General features: G+C 72.5%; 14 protein-coding genes. 4 read left to right on the forward strand and 10 right to left on the reverse strand.

The annotated features are described in order from the left end of the window. Positions 1–92: 92 nt before the first annotated feature. Together ACIQVL_RS15955 and ACIQVL_RS15960 are read left to right on the forward strand one after the other, a co-directional pair. Positions 93–914: a YceI family protein gene (locus ACIQVL_RS15955; RefSeq protein ID WP_403428268.1), complete on the forward strand. Its 822-nt coding sequence runs from the start codon at positions 93–95 to the stop codon at positions 912–914. A gap of 54 nt (positions 915–968) precedes the next feature. Continuing rightward, on the forward strand, positions 969–1,442 hold the full coding sequence (locus tag ACIQVL_RS15960; protein WP_403428271.1) for a PPOX class F420-dependent oxidoreductase: 474 nt from the start codon (positions 969–971) through the stop codon (positions 1,440–1,442). A 51-nt stretch (positions 1,443–1,493) separates the two neighbouring features. Here the strand turns inward: ACIQVL_RS15960 and ACIQVL_RS15965 are convergent, their stop codons facing one another. After that, a complete protein-coding gene (locus ACIQVL_RS15965) occupies positions 1,494–2,477 on the reverse strand; it encodes a LysR family transcriptional regulator (protein WP_403428273.1) in 984 nt (327 codons plus the stop codon). A 104-nt stretch (positions 2,478–2,581) separates the two neighbouring features. Between ACIQVL_RS15965 and ACIQVL_RS15970 the strand changes: the two genes are divergently transcribed. Then, a complete protein-coding gene (locus tag ACIQVL_RS15970) occupies positions 2,582–3,481 on the forward strand; it encodes an NAD(P)H-binding protein (RefSeq protein WP_403475573.1) in 900 nt (299 codons plus the stop codon). A gap of 42 nt (positions 3,482–3,523) precedes the next feature. Here ACIQVL_RS15970 and ACIQVL_RS15975 read toward each other — a convergent pair whose 3' ends face one another. The 8 genes from ACIQVL_RS15975 to ACIQVL_RS16010 all read right to left on the reverse strand — a co-directional run bounded on the left by ACIQVL_RS15975 (position 3,524) and on the right by ACIQVL_RS16010 (position 13,258). Then, positions 3,524–4,258 (reverse strand): TetR/AcrR family transcriptional regulator, encoded by a 735-nt coding sequence (locus ACIQVL_RS15975; RefSeq protein ID WP_403475574.1) that lies wholly within the window; start codon positions 4,256–4,258, stop codon positions 3,524–3,526. A gap of 154 nt (positions 4,259–4,412) precedes the next feature. Further along, positions 4,413–5,345 carry an MFS transporter gene (locus tag ACIQVL_RS15980; protein WP_403475909.1) on the reverse strand — a complete coding sequence of 311 codons (933 nt, stop codon included), beginning with the start codon at positions 5,343–5,345 and terminating at the stop codon, positions 4,413–4,415. A gap of 89 nt (positions 5,346–5,434) precedes the next feature. Further along, complete coding sequence (locus tag ACIQVL_RS15985; protein ID WP_403475575.1) at positions 5,435–7,714, reverse strand: glycosyltransferase family 39 protein; 2,280 nt, start codon at positions 7,712–7,714, stop codon at positions 5,435–5,437. Then, entirely contained in the window at positions 7,711–9,216 is a 1,506-nt protein-coding gene (locus ACIQVL_RS15990) for a glycosyltransferase (RefSeq protein ID WP_403475576.1), read from the reverse strand. Before ACIQVL_RS15990 ends, ACIQVL_RS15985 begins: the two co-directional genes overlap by 4 nt. A gap of 14 nt (positions 9,217–9,230) precedes the next feature. Then, positions 9,231–10,856, reverse strand: a complete 1,626-nt coding sequence (locus ACIQVL_RS15995; RefSeq protein WP_403428284.1) for an ATP-binding protein — start codon at positions 10,854–10,856, stop codon at positions 9,231–9,233. Beyond that, positions 10,853–11,593 carry a response regulator transcription factor gene (locus ACIQVL_RS16000; protein WP_150134013.1) on the reverse strand — a complete coding sequence of 247 codons (741 nt, stop codon included), beginning with the start codon at positions 11,591–11,593 and terminating at the stop codon, positions 10,853–10,855. Before ACIQVL_RS16000 ends, ACIQVL_RS15995 begins: the two co-directional genes overlap by 4 nt. 267 nt (positions 11,594–11,860) lie before the next feature. After that, the gene (locus tag ACIQVL_RS16005; protein ID WP_403475577.1) at positions 11,861–12,733 is read right to left on the reverse strand and encodes a DUF2797 domain-containing protein; all 873 of its coding nucleotides are present in this window, start codon (positions 12,731–12,733) and stop codon (positions 11,861–11,863) included. A 138-nt stretch (positions 12,734–12,871) separates the two neighbouring features. Then, on the reverse strand, positions 12,872–13,258 hold the full coding sequence (locus ACIQVL_RS16010; RefSeq protein WP_403428288.1) for an HGxxPAAW family protein: 387 nt from the start codon (positions 13,256–13,258) through the stop codon (positions 12,872–12,874). Between the two features lie 123 nt (positions 13,259–13,381). On the opposite strand from ACIQVL_RS16010, the gene ACIQVL_RS16015 reads away from it, so the two are divergent. After that, a complete protein-coding gene (locus ACIQVL_RS16015; RefSeq protein WP_403428289.1) occupies positions 13,382–13,873 on the forward strand; it encodes a MarR family winged helix-turn-helix transcriptional regulator in 492 nt (163 codons plus the stop codon). Between the two features lie 36 nt (positions 13,874–13,909). Here ACIQVL_RS16015 and ACIQVL_RS16020 read toward each other — a convergent pair whose 3' ends face one another. After that, entirely contained in the window at positions 13,910–14,749 is an 840-nt protein-coding gene (locus ACIQVL_RS16020) for an aminoglycoside N(3)-acetyltransferase (RefSeq protein WP_403428292.1), read from the reverse strand. Positions 14,750–14,838 lie beyond the last annotated feature (89 nt).

The raw sequence follows: 14,838 nt of genomic DNA on the forward strand, positions 1-14,838 counted from the left end.
GCGCGCCCACAAGGAGGCGCCCGCCGCGGGCCGGTCTCATACGACCAATTTGTCATTGCCCGAGTATTTGAGTGTCTGCAGGGAGAAACGGGATGGGACTGACCGCGAGGATCCGCACCCGGGACGGATGGGCCGTGTCGCACGCGGTCGTCACGGTGACCGACATGACCGGCAGCCAGGTGCTGCGCGCCGAGGCCGACGACGAGGGCACGGTGCGCGACCCGAACCCGCTCGCGCCGGGGGCGTACACCGTCATCGTCACGGCCCTGGGCTATGCGCCCGCCGCCTCCAGCGCCATCGTCACCGCGAGCGGCCGCGCCGAGATCGGCACGGTGACGCTGGCACGGGTGGGCGGCACCGAGCTGCCCCCGCCGGGCCCGTGGACGGTGGACCCGGCGCACTCCACCGTGGGCGCGGTCGCCCAGCACCTGGGCATCTCCAGCGTCCGCGGCCGTTTCACGGACTTCAGCGCGGGCATCGAGATCGCCCCCGACGACGTCGCCAAGTCCCGTGTCCACGCGGTCATCCGGGCCGCCTCCATCGACACCGGCAACGGCATGCGCGACACCCATCTGCGCTCCGCCGACTTCCTCGACGTCGAACGCCACCCCGAGATCACCTACACCTCGACGGGTCTGACGGCGGCCGGCTCCGACCGCTGGACGGTGCACGGCGAGCTCTCGCTGCACGGCGTGGTGCGGCCGGTCGACCTCGCCCTCGCCTACCTCGGCACCGGCGCCGACCCGTGGGGCGGCACCCGCGCCGCGTTCCGCGCGACGACCGAGCTGCACCGCGAGGACTTCGCCATGAACTACAACCAGGTGGTGCAGGCGGGCATCGCCGCCATCGGCACCACCCTCAAGATCGAGCTGGAGATCCAGGCGGTCCAGGGCGAGTCGCTGCCGCAGGCCTGAACATGAGCCCGCCAGGGACAGGCTGAGCCGGCCCCGCGCCCCTAGGCTGGCGCCATGGCACCGAACATCGCGACGAACACCGCCGTCTCCCTCGACGAACTGCTGGACTTCGTACGACCCCGCCACCGGGCGATCCTGCTCACCCGGCGCGCCGACGGCAGCCCGCAGGGCTCGCCGCTGACCTGCGGGGTCGACGACTCCGGGCGCATCGTCGTCTCCACCTACCCCGAGCGGGCCAAGACCCGGAACGCCAAGCGGGACGAGCGGGTGAGCCTGCTCGTCCTGAGCGACGACTGGAACGGGCCGTGGGTGCAGGTGGACGGCCGCGCCGAGGTGATCGACCCGCCCGAGTCGGTGGAGCCGCTGGTGGAGTACTACCGGAACATCGCCGGGGAGCACCCGGACTGGGACGAGTACCGGGCGGCGATGGTGAAGCAGGGCAAGTCGATCATCCGGGTGACGCCGGAGAAGTGGGGTCCGGTGGCCACCGGCGGCTTCCCGGCGCGGCTGGCTTCGCCGGACGCGTAGCCGCAGCCGGCCTCGCCGGAACCGTGAACGCGGTCCGCTCCGCAGGTCGGGCTACTCGGGGGCGACGGCGTCCGCCGCGGTGATCTCGGCAGCCGAAGCCGGTGTGCACAGAGCCCGGCGGACGGTGTCGCGGAGCCAGCGGTGGGCGCCGTCGGCCGTGTGCCGGGGGTGCCAGGCCATGCCGATGGTCAGGGGCGGCAGCGCCAGGGGGATGTCGAGGAGGCGCAGTCCGAGGGCGTGGGCGTCCCGGGTGAGGGGCGAGGGGGCCGCGCCGGCAGGTGCGGCGGGTACGAGGCAGACGAGGTCGCTGCGGGCGGCGAGGGTCATCGCGGCCAGGTGACCGGGGAGGACGACGCTGACCCGACGCCGGAGGCCCAGCTCGGCGAGGGCGGTGTCGAGGGGGCCGGTGAACCGGCCGCGGCGGCTGACCGCGACGTGTGCGGCGGCGGCGAGCCGGGCCGGGGTGAGCGGCCCTTCGGTGAGGGGATGACCGGGCCGGACGGCCGCGACCATGCGGAGGCCGGCCAGTTCCTCGGTCCGGGTCTCGGGGTCCACGTGGTCGATGGATCCGATCTCCAGGTCGATCCGGCCGTCGCGCAGCGCGGGTCCGGCCTCCAGTTCCTCGGCCCGGATCCGGAACGAGACCCCCGGCGCCTCCCGCCGGGCCAGTTCCAGCAGTCCGGGGGCCAGTGCCGCGCCGACCAGGTCGGCGGCCTGGAGGGTGAAGGTGCCGCGCAGACTGGCGAGGTCGACGCTCGCTCCGGGGCTGAGCAGCGCTCCGAGGCTGCGTACCACGGTGGCGGCCTCCTCCCGCAGGGCCTGGGCGCGCGGGGTGGGAACCATGGTCTGTCCGGCCCGGACCAGGAGGGGGTCCTGGAGGACCCGGCGCAGCCGGGCGAGGGTGCGGCTCATGGCGGCGGGCGAGGTGTGCAGCCGGGCGGCGGCACGGGTCACGCTCTGCTCGGTCAGCAGAGCGTCCAGTGCGACCGCGAGGTTGGCGTCGATGACCGGATCCGGGCTGCTCACCAGCATCATTCCATTCTGAGCAATGATTCCGTGCCGAAGTTCCCATTGTGGCAGCACGGAGCTCCTCCGCAGGATGAGGGACGTACCGAACCAGTACGACCTGCGAGGTTCTGATGATCGTCATCACTGCTCCCACCGGGAACATCGGCCGTCACCTGCTCTCCCGGCTCCTGGAGTCCGCGCCCGCCGCGGGCGAGGAACTGCGCGTGATCGTGCGCGATCCCGCCCGGCTTCCGGACGCGGCGCACGGCCGCGTCGAGGTGGTCACCGGATCGCACGCGGAGGCCGGCGTCCTCGACCGGGCCTTCGAGGGTGCGGACGCCGTCTTCTGGCTCGTCCCCCCGGACGCCTCCCTGACCCCGTACGACGCGTACAGCGGTTTCACCCTCCCCGCCCTCGATGCGCTCGCCGCCCACGGCGTCGGCCATGTCGTCGGCGTCTCCGCGCTCGGCCGCGGCACCCCGCTCGCCGAGCGGGCCGGCCTGGTCACCGCCTCCCTCGCCATGGACGGCCTCCTCGCCGGCACCGGCGTCGCCTACCGGGCGCTGGCCTGCCCGTCCTTCTTCGAGAACCTCCTGGAGGAAGTCGGCTCGATCCGCGAGAAGGGTGTCTTCACCGACTCCGTGGACGCCGACCGCAAGGCGCCCATGGTCGCCGTCGCGGACATCGCGGCCACCGCCGCCGGCCTGCTGCTGAACCGCTCGTGGACCGGCACCGGCAGCGTCCCGGTCCTCGGGCCGCAGGACCTGTCCCCGCACGACCTGGCCCGCATCATGACCGAACAGCTCGGCCGCCCCGTCCGCTACGAACGCCAACCGCTCGACGAGCTGTCCACCACCCTCGTCGGCCTCGGCCTCAACGAGGCGTTCGTCCAGGGCATCGTCGACATGAAACGGGCCAAGGACGCGGGCCTCGACGCCGGCGTCGCCCGCACCGCGGACACCGCCTCCCCCACCGGCTTCGCGCAGTGGTGCGCCCAGACCCTCGAACCCGCCGTCCTGGAGGCATCCTGACGCCCGCCGAACCCGCAGCTCGCGGCGCTTCCGGCGAGGCGCCTAGGCGCCCTTCGTCACCATCGCCTCGATGCCCGCGACCAGCAGGTCCAGCGCGAACGTGAAGTCCCGGTCCAGCATCTCGGCGACGGTGTCGCCGCCCCGTGCCGCCAGCAGGTCCCTGGACTCCTCGATGATCCGTGCGGTCGCCGGGGTCTCGGTCACCGCGTTCATCGCGGTGTCGAAGTACTCGTCCGGGGTCATGCCGGCCGCCGCGACACGCTCGGCGAAGTGGCCCTCGATCGTGCCGTAGCCGTAGACGAACTGGAAGACGGCCGAGATCGCGCCGGTCACGCCGTGGGCGGGCAGGCCGGCGCGGCGGACCACCTGCTGGACCACCCGGGAGAAGGCGAGCGAGTGGGGGCCGATGTTGAGGTAGCGGCCGGCCAGCGGGGAGAGCCAGGGGTGGCGGACCAGCAGGGCCCGGTACTCCGTGGCCAGCGCCCGCAGCTGCTCCCGCCAGTCGTCGGCTGCGGCGTCGGGCAGCGTCAGCTCGCCGAAGGCCGCGTCCAGGGCGAGTTCGAGCAGGTCGTCCTTGGTGTCGACGTACCAGTACACGGACATCGCGGTCACGTTGAGCTCGGCCGCCAGCCGCCGCATGGAGAACCTGTCGAGCCCGTCGGCATCGAGGAGCCGCACGGTGACGGAGGTGATCCTGGCCCGGTCCAGCCCCGACGGCTGCCCGCTACGCCCGCCCTTACCGGCCTTCTCCTCCAGCCACACACTGGCCCGCGCCATAGACACACCTTCCTCCACGACCACTTCCAAAGATGCTAGAACTCCAACGCCCCTGAAAGGGGGCTGGGCTGTGCCCGATCTGCGGCTTCGCCGCGTGGGCGCGACCAGCCACGACCCACCCGCACCCGCCGATGGACAAGTACCCCCCTCCCCCTCAGGCGGCATTCTTCTCCGCCTTCCTGAGAAGCCCGGCCGCCACGAACCCCCCGGCGACGACAGCGGCCGCCCCCACCAACTGCCCCGCCCCCAGCCCGGCCGACAGCGACTTCCCCGCCGCCACCCAGGAACTGAGCACCGCGCCCAGCACCGCCACCCCCAGCCCGTTCCCGAACTCCGCCAGCGTGCCGTTGATCCCGGCGCCCACCCCGGCCTTCTCCGGCGGAATCGCGCTCATGACGGCGTGCGCCATCGCCGGGTTGGCGATCGCGCACCCCGCCCCGATCAGCGGCAGCCCGAGCAGCGTCCCGCCGTACCCGCTCGCGTCCAGTACGGCGATGGACACCAGGCCCGGTGACATCAGCAGCATGCCGAGCGCGATCGCGAGCGGCGTCCCCAGCCGCGTCGCCCAGCTGGCCGACAGACCGGTGAAGTTGAGGGCGACGACCGTCAGCGCGAGCGGCGCCGTGCGCAGTCCGGCCTCCAACGGGCCGTAGCCGAGGACGAGTTGCAGGTGCTGGGTGAGCAGGAACAGCGCGCCGCCCACGCCCATGCCGGCCCGTGCCGCGACCAGTTGGCCCGTCGAGCCGGCCAGGCCCGCGGCCAGCGAACCCGCGCCGAACAGGACCAGGCCCGCGATCAGCATCTTCTTGCGGCCGATGGGGGCCCCGCCACGCCCTTCGGGGCAGTGGGGGAGGTCGGCCGCGCTGCCCGCCGTGAGCAGCAGGCCGGACTGGACGAGCGAGTACGCGTTGATCATCCACTGGATGTCGGCGGTGGCCGCGTGCAGCTCCCCGGTGAGGGCGGGGATGGCCACGTTGAGGACGGTGTTGTCGAGCAGCACGGTGAGCTGGGCGAGGCATATGACGCCGAGTATCAGCCAGCGCTGGGGGTGGGGCCCTGAGAAGTCATGTTGTACACCGCGAGACAGTTATTGTACGGCGTACAACGCGGTTTTCCCGGGCACACCGAAGGGCGGTGACCGAGGTCACCGCCCTTCGCCCGTCGCTCAGGAGTCCGTCAGCTGCTGCTCGTCTTCTGCGTGAGGTCGTAGAAGGTGGACGAACCCACCGTCACCTTCTTGAAGTTCTTCTCGACCCAGGAGGAGATCTGCGAGGACGTGCCGCTGCTGCTGCCGCCCGTCATGCCGCCGCCGGTGCCGGAGGAGACGAAGTAGTGGATCTTGCCTTCGGCCACGTACTTCTCGAACTGGGCGAGCGTCGGGGACGGGTCGGTGCCGTTGAAGCCGCCGATCGCCATCACCGCGTCGCCGGTGGAGAGCTGGTAGCTCGCCGCGTTCTGGGCGCCGACGGCTGCCGCGACCCAGGTGTACCGGGAGGAGTTCTTCTGCAGCAGCGCCTTGGCCTCGGAGGAGACGGTCGCGCCGTTCAGCAGGCCGCCGGCGCCACCGCCGCCGCCCATGCCGCCGGCCTCGCCCGTCCGGCCGCCGCCGGGGAACCCGCCGGTGCCGTTCTGGCCCTGCGTGCTGCCGTTGCCGTTCTGCTGGTTCTGGCCGAAGCCGCCGCCCGTGCCGCCGCCGAAGCCGCCGGTGCCGTTGCCGGTGCCGCCCGGGAAGCCACCGGTCCCGTTCTGGCCCTGGCCCTGCGTGGTGCCGTTGCCACCCTGCTGGTTCTGGCCGAAGCCACCACCGCCCGTGCCGCCGCCGAAGCCGCCCCGGCCACCGCCGGGACCGCCACCGCCGCCGAAGCCCATCATGCTCGCACCGGCCGGACCGGCCGTCGGGATGGAGCCGGTGTGCGCGGAGTTCACCGTGGAGAAGGTGTACGCCGTCGGGCCCGCCAGTGCGGCCAGCAGGCCGACCGCGGCCGCCCCGAGGGCGAGCTGCCGGGAGATCCGGCCCGCGAAGATCAGGCCGAGCGCGGCGGCCAGGCCGCCGATCAGGACCAGGTACTTCAGCCAGGGCAGGTAGGTGGAGGTGCGGTTGAGGAGGACGTAGCCCCAGACCGCGGCCGAGACCACGGCGGCGGCGAGGGTGATCGACGCCCACAGCTCGGCGCGCTTCTCCCACAGCAGACCCGCGCCCATGCCGACCACGGCGGCGATGTAGGGGGCGAGGGCGACCGTGTAGTACTGGTGGAAGATGCCCGCCATGTAGCTGAACACGATCATGGTCATCAGCAGCGAGCCGCCCCAGACCAGGAACGAGGCCCGGGTCACCGAGGTCCGCCTCAGCTTGCGGGTCGCCACCAGACCGGCGACCAGGAGGATCAGCGCGGCCGGGATCAGCCAGGAGATCTGGCTGCCGATCTCGTCGTTGAACATCCGGTCCCAGCCGGTCGCGCCCCAGCGGCCGGAGCCGGTGCCGCCGCCACCGCCGCCGACGCTGCCGGTCTCGTCGCCGCTGATGCGGCCGAGGCCGTTGTAGCCGAAGGTCAGCGACAGGAAGCTGTTGTCCTGGGAGCCGCCGATGTAGGGGCGGGAGGAGGCCGGCCACAGCTCGACGATCGCCACCCACCAGCCGCCGGAGACGACCAGCGCGCCGGTGGCCAGGGCCAGTTGCCCGATGCGCTTCTTCCACGTGTGCGGGCCGACGGCCGCGTACACGAACGCCAGCGCCGGCAGGATCAGGAACGCCTGGAGCGTCTTGGCGAGGAAGGCGAAGCCGATCGCCACGCCCGCCCACACCAGCCACCTCGTCCGTCCGTCCTCGACGGCCCGGACCACGAAGTAGCAGGCCAGCGCCATCAGCAGGGCCAGCATGGCGTCCGGGTTGTTGAACCGGAACATCAGCGCCGCGACGGGGGTGAGCGCGAGCACGGCGCCCGCGATCAGCCCGGCCGCGGGGCTGAACCGGCGGCGCACGGAGGCGTAGACGACCGCGACCGTGCCGACGCCCATGAGGACCTCGGGGCCGAGGATCGTCCAGGTGTTCAGGCCGAAGATCCGGGCCGCGATCTCCATCGGCCACAGGAACGCCGAGGGCTTGTCGACGGTGATCGCGTTGCCCGCGTCCAGCGAGCCGAAGAACATCGCCTTCCAGCTCTTGGTGCCGGCCTGGACGGCGGCCGAGTAGAAGGAGTTGGAGTAGCCGTTGACGCTCAGGTTGTAGAAGTACAGCACCGCGGTGGCGAGCAGCAGGCCGAAGAAGGCCGGGCGTACCCAGCGGGGGTCCTCGGGGCGGCCGCGCCACAGTCTCCGGGCGAGGGGCTGCTTCGGTTCACCGGAGCCGGGGGCGGGCGCCACCGGGACCTCGGGGGCCTGCTGCGGCTGCGGGGGAGCCGTGGGGGGTGCGGTCGGGGGCGGGCCCCACTGGGGTGTGTGCTCGGTGTCGGTGCTCATCGGGGGTCCCCCGGCTCGGTGTCGTGGGGGCGCACCGGCTGCAACTGCATGGTGGCGTCCCTCCAGGTGCCGTCCGCGGCTTCACCGGCGCGGAACTGGGTGGTCGTGGTGCCGCTCTGGGGGTACGGCGGGTGCGCCGGGCGCTGCGGGAGCGGGCCCTGCGGCTGGTGCGGCTGCTGGTACGGCTGGTGTCCGCCGGCCGGGTACGTCGGGGACGACGGGTTGTGCTGGGCCACCACCGTCGACTCCGGCCGGCCGGTGCCGTCGCGGTCCGGGAAGACCCAGGCGCGGAAGAGCAGGAAGCGCAGCACGGTCGCCGCGAGGTTGGCGGCGACCAGCACCGCCAGCTCGGTGGAGTGCGCCGGGTCGCTGCTCGCCGCGTTCAGGGCGGCGAGGGAACCGCTGGTCAGCGCGAGGCCGATACCGAAGACGACCAGGCCCTGCGCCTGGTGCCGGACCGCCCCGCCCCGGCCGCGCACCCCGAAGGTGAGACGCCGGTTGGCGGCCGTGTTCGCCACCGCCGACACCAGCAGCGCGAGCGCGTTGGCGACCTGCGAGCCGGAGAACTCCCGGAAGAGGCTGTAGAGGACCAGGTAGAAGAGGGTCGACAGGCCGCCGACCACGCAGAACCCGACGAGCTGGCGGGCCAGGCCCTTCGGCACGTCCTGGATGTCGCGGTCGCGCGGGTCGTCGCCGAACGGCCGGGCGACCCGGTCCAGCGGCAGCGAACCGGTGGCCAGGGCCTTGCCGACCCGCCACACGCCCTTGAGGTCCTCGGTCGCCGTCTTCACGATGTGCACGGTCGAGTTCGGGTCGTCGACCCAGTCGACCGGCACCTCGTGGATGCGCAGACCCGCGCGCTCGGCGATCACCAGCATCTCGGTGTCGAAGAACCAGCCGGTGTCCTCGACCATCGGCAGCAGCACCTGTGCGACATCGCGGCGGATCGCCTTGAAGCCGCACTGCGCGTCCGAGAAGCGGGCCTGCAGCGAGCCGCGCAGGATCAGGTTGTACGAGCGGCTGATGAACTCCCGCTTGGCGCCGCGCACCACGCGCGACGAGCGGGCCAGCCGGGAACCGATCGCCAGGTCGGAGTGGCCGGAGATGAGCGGCGCCACCAGCGGCAGCAGCGCGTTCAGGTCGGTCGACAGGTCCACGTCCATGTACGCGAGGATCGGCGCGTCCGAGGCCGACCAGACGGTGCGCAGCGCACGGCCGCGGCCCTTCTGCTCCAGCCGGAACGACTTCACCTCGGCGATCTCCGCCTCAAGCTGCTCGGCCACCTGGGGGGTGGTGTCCGTGGACGCGTTGTCCGCGATGGTGATGCGGTATGCGTACGGAAACGTTCGCTTGAGGTGCCCATGCAGTCTGCGGACGCATGGGCCGAGGTCCTTCTCCTCGTTGTAGACGGGGATCACTACGTCCAGGACAGGCGTTCCGGCGTTGCCGGCCGGGAGGTGCTCCCGCGCCGGCAGGGTGCCGGGAGAAGAGTCGGTTCGCATGGCATCGACTCTCGTCAAGCGCCCTGTTGCACCCATGTGGTGGCACTGTGCTGTGCCTGTGAGTGCGATTGCCAGTTCGTTTCGGGGGAGGGTTGCGGGGCCGCCGGGGCAAGCGCGGGCAGATAGAGGGTGAACACCGTACGGCCGGGCGCGCTGTCCACGGTGACGGCGCCGCCGTGTGCGGTCGCGACGGCCTGCACGATGGCGAGCCCGAGCCCGGTGGACCCCGTGGACCGGGACCGCGCGGAGTCACCGCGCGCGAACCGCTCGAAGACGTGCGGCAGCAGGTCCGCCGGGATGCCCTGCCCGTTGTCCTCGACGTCCACGCACATCCACGGCCCGCGCCGCTGGATGCGGGCGGTGACGGTGGTCCCCGGCGGGGTGTGCTTGCGCGCGTTGCCGAGCAGGTTGATCAGCACCTGCTGGATCCGGGCCGCGTCGGCGGCGACCAGCGCCGGCTCGTCGGGCAGGTCCAGGCGCCAGTTGTGGTCCATGCCGGCGGCACGCGTGTCGCTGATCGTGTCGACGACGAGCGGGATGAGATCGGTGTGCTCGAACTGCAGCGGACGCCCCGCGTCCAGCCGGGCGAGCAGCAGCAGGTCCTCCACGAGCAGGGTCATCCGCCCGGCCTCGGACTCGATACGGCCGAGGGCGTGCCGGGTGTCGGGCCCGACCTGCTCCCGTCCGCGCCGGGTGAGTTCCGCGTACCCGCGGATGGAGGCGAGCGGGGTGCGCAACTCGTGACTGGCGTCGGCGACGAACTGCCGTACCCGCATCTCGCTCTGCTGGCGGGCGTGCAGGGCGCCGTGCACGTGGTTGAGCATCCGGTTGAGCGCGGAGCCGACCTGGCCGACCTCGGTGTGCGGGTCGCACTCGGACTCCGGCACCCGCTCGCTGAGGTTCACCTCGCCGGTGTGCAGGGGGAGTTCGGAGACCCGGGTGGCGGTGGCGGCGACCCGGCGCAGGGGGCGGGTGGCGACACCGACGATGACGGTGCCGGCGAGGGTGGCGGCGACCAGACCGGCGACGGTGACGCTGATCTCGACGAGGATCAGGGTGCTGATGGTGTTGTCGGCGTCCGCGGTCGGGATGGCGACGTAGTAGGCGTTGGTGCCGTTGGAGGAGTAGGCGACCTGGTAGGTGCCCAGCCCGGGGATGTCGACCGTGTGCTTGTCGTTGTCCTGGGGAACCGAGTTGAGCACCTTCAGCTGAGCGTTCGAGAGGGACTTGGCGCTCATCGAGAAGTTGTCCTCGGCCTTGGACTTCACGCCGATCCGGGCATCGGTGATGGTGCCGTTCACGATCTTGGCCGCGATCGTGCCGTCCGGCTGCGGTCCCCTGGCGACGAACTGCTCGAGATTCGTGTCCTGGACCTGCTTCTGGCTGGGCGCGCCGGACCCTGCCTTGAGTCCGTTCGGCGGCCCCCCGAAGTCCCGGGGTGCCACGCGCGCGGCGACCTCACTCAGCCGGTCGTTGAGCTGCTCGTAGAGATGAGACCGCAGCGCCAGCGTCGTCACCGTGCCGATCACCGCGCAGACCACGGCGATCAGCACCACGGACGCGACGACGAGCCGGGTCCGCAGGGTGCGCGGTTTTCCCGCTCGTCGTTTCTGCGTACGCGGCCGTCGTCGCCCGCTCATGACGCGGCTGGCTTGATGAGGTAACCGGCGCCACGCCGGGTGTGGATCATCGGCTCCCGGCCGGCGTCGATCTTCCTTCGCAGGTACGAGATGTAGAGCTCGACCACGTTGGCCTGCCCGCCGAAGTCGTACGACCACACCCGGTCCAGGATCTGGGCCTTGCTGAGCACCCGGCGCGGGTTGCGCATCAGGAAGCGCAGCAGCTCGAACTCGGTGGCGGTGAGGTGGATCGACTCCCCGGCCCGCGAGACCTCGTGGCTGTCCTCGTCCAGGGTGAGGTCACCGACGACGAGCACGGAGTCGGACCGCCGGTCGGCGGCGCCGGAGCGGCGGATCAGCCCGCGCAGCCGGGCCACGACCTCTTCGAGGCTGAACGGTTTGGTGACGTAGTCGTCGCCGCCGGCGGTGAGGCCCGCGATCCGGTCCTCGACCGCGTCCTTCGCGGTCAGGAACAGCACCGGCACGTCCGGCAGTTCGCGCCGCAGGCGCCCCAGCACGGTGAGGCCGTCCATGTCGGGCAGCATCATGTCGAGGACGACGGCGTCGGGGCGGAACTCCCGGGCGGTCTGGATGGCGCCCTGGCCGTCGCCCGCACTCCTGATCTGCCAGCCCTCGTACCGGAGGGCCATGGAAAGGAGTTCGGTGATCGACAGCTCGTCGTCCACCACAAGCACTCGGACGGGGCTCCCGTCCGGCCTCAGCAGTTCGGTGCGCCCCTGGGGCGAGGTCGTGGTCATGGTGGACACCTTGTCGGGGTCCTCTGAGAACACGCTTTCAGTAATCTGTGTTTTCCCTAAGAAACGCACAGGCGCCTCTCAGGGAACACCTGGGAATCCCATCACTCGTGCATGAACTCGTGACCGCGCTCGCGCCGCGCTGTGCGGACCATGTCCGTCCGGGCCACGCCCCGGACCGTTCGTGAACTGCCGATGAGCCGCTGATGAGAGCCTACCGACCCGGCCCGGATCCCGCGCGGCGAGGACCTGACGCGGAGCCGCCGACGCTCAGAAGAGGCCGTCCTGCGGGGCCTCGAACTCCCTTACCGGCAACCGGAGTCGGCCGTCCTCCCCGCCCCCGGCAGCGGTCAGTTCCCAGCCGGGCAGCAAGCGCGTGTCAAGGACGACGACACCGCGCCGGGTGGCGAGGTGCAGATCCGGCCCGGCCGCCGCGACCAGCTCACCGTCCAGCACACCGCCCGGCACCAGCTCGGCCACCTCACCGACGGCGGCGGCCACCCCCTCCAGCCCGAACACCGCCACGTGATCGACGACCTGGCACGGCTGCGGGACGAGCGACTCGGGCCAGCCGCCGAGCGCGACAGCAAGCGCGTGCAGTCCCTCGATCTCGGCCGCCCGCTCGGCCCGGCCCGCCGGCAGCAGGGCACGTACGACGCGCTTGTCGCCGTACGGGATCCGGTCCGGCACCCGCAGCGCGGCCCGCAACAGCTCCTCGGCCCGCCGGGCGGCCATCAGCGGCCCGGCGCCCAGCCAGCTGAAACACACCGCCCCCTGCTCCAGCAGCCGGGCCGGGCCCCGCTCGACCGCCGTGATCCCCACCTTGACCATGCCGGGCCCGAACCACGCCAGGTACACGTGGTACGGCCGGGGGTCGTCGGCGATGGTGTCGGCGGCCACGGAATGCGCCCGGTCCAGCCGCGCGCACTCCTCGCAGCGGGCCCCGGTACTCCGCCCCGAGACGGGTGTCCGGGTCGGACAGGCATGCCCGCGCGCCCCCACGCACTCCCGCACACCCGCTTCAGCGACCCCGAAGGCCACCCGCTTCCCCCGGCCGAGCGGACTGCGCCGCCCACCGCTCCACCGCAGCACGGGACCGTCGTCCGACCACCGCAGCCCCGAGCATCTCCACACCTGTGCCATCACCCGCGAGCGTAGGGGGTGGCACCGACAACGGCCCGGGACAGCAGCCGGGCCGTGCCCGTCGGCCCCTCCCGGCCAGCCGTCGGCCCCTCCCGGCCAGCCGTCGGCCCCTCCCGGCCAGCCGTCGGCCCTTCCCGGTCAGCCGTCGGCCTCCGCGGTCGCCGGCTCCGCCCCACCGAGGCCGGACACCGGCCTGGGCTCCGACGCGGTACGCCGCCCCCGGCCCGCCAGCCGGCACGAGACGCAGCCGGGGTGGCCGTCGCGGGCGCCGGTGTCCCGCACCCGCAGCGGCCATTGCGCCCGGGGCCGCGGGCCCGGCGGCTTGCCCCAGCCCGCGAGATGCAGATACCAGGTGACCAGGACGCTCACGGCACACACCGCGAGCCCGGCGGCCAGGGCGGCGGCCGAGACCGTGCACACGCCCAGTCCCAGCAGGCCGCTCCCGACGGTCGCGATCGCGGTACCGGTCCACCCTGCCACCGTGTGGCCTTCGTCGTGCTGACTCACGTACCCGTCTCCCCTCATAGGCAGCGGAAACACCCGGCCCGACATGAGGGCGACTAGAATCCCTCACCGGGTGAGAAATTTACTCCCCATACCTCTCACGCAGTAAGGGAATCTGCGGATCTCCAGGGAACGGGAACGACCATGCACGGCAAGCCACGACCGCCGGCGGACCCGGCCCGGACGCTGTCCGCCATGGACCACCTCATCGCGGCCCACGTGATCGGCCAGCAGGAACTGGCCCGGCGGCTCGGGGTGAGCGTCACGGACCTCACCTGCTTCGCCTTCGTCCTGGAGGCGGGCGACGCCCTGCTGACCGCGGGCGACCTGGCCGCCCGCGCCCACGTGACGACCGGCGCGGTGACGGGCATCCTCAACCGCCTGGAACGCGCGGGCTACGTCACCCGCCGCCCCGACCCCGACGACCGCCGCCGGGTCCGGGTCGCCGCGGTCCCGGACGCCGTCACCCGCGTCGAGGCGGTCTACGCCGGCCACTACGCCCGCCTCGCCGAACTGTTCGCCGACTACACCCCCGACGAACTCGCCGTCCTCACCGACTGGTTCACCCGCGCCACCGCACTGGCCCACACGTACCTGGAGAAGCTCCACAGGAACGACCCGGCGGAACCCTGCTGAGACTGCCGCCGGGCGGACGGCACGCGCCCGGCGCCGTCAGCCCTCCGCTCCGGCGCATCGGGGCACACCGCCCGGCCGGTGTTCGACCAGCCATCTCTCCGCGTACGCCACCGCCGGCGCCAGGTCGAACAGCAGACAGCATGCGGCCCCCACCCGGCCCCGGGCCACCGGACGCTCCGGCAGCGACGCGTAGCAGCGGCCCAGCGCCGGGAAGTCCGACGCGTCGAAGTCCACGTCGCGGTAGCGGTGCCAGCGCCGCCCCTCCGGGCCGTCGGCGACCGCACAGCCGTAGAGGCGGGTGCCCCGGCCCGGCACGCGGTACTCGGCCAGGTGGAAGGCGGTGCACACGGAGTAGTCCACGCCCAGCAGCAGGATGCGGGCACCCAGTTCCTCCAGGCGGGCGAGGGGGGAGTCCTCGCCCAGGTGGCAGTCCAGGGCGTGCCCGGCGGTGATCCGCGCGGCGGCCGGGCCCAGAGCGGCGAACGAACTCTGGGGGTGGCCGCTGCGCAGCGCCCCGGAACGGGCGCGCACCTCCTCCGGCAGCACACCGACCCGGAAGCTCGGGGTCCGCTCGCGGTCGAAGGCGGGCATGGTCGCGCGCAGCCGGGGCCACTCCGCCGCGGGCACGGCATACCCGCGCGTGACGGGCCAGCGGGAGGGATCGGAGTTGTCGGGAGTCTGGGTGTAGACGACGAGGGTGCCGTCCGGACCCAGCGTCTCCAGCAGGGCGTCGGCGACGGTCCGCGCCCGCCCCCGCACCGGCCCGACGGCACCCAGGGACGCGTGCACGAGCAGCGTGTCCCCGGACCGGATTCCCAACGCGCGCAACTGGGCCACGAGTTCGTCGCGGCGGAGGGGGCTGTCGACGGCGATCACCCTGACTTCTCCGGGACGGGCCGGCGGCCATGCCGGGCGGTTTGTCAATAAAGCCTGGAAAGAATGGAGTTGATGGCCTGAATTGTGCC

It is taken from the genome of Streptomyces sp. NPDC090499, assembly GCF_044769305.1.
GTDB lineage: Bacteria > Actinomycetota > Actinomycetes > Streptomycetales > Streptomycetaceae > Streptomyces.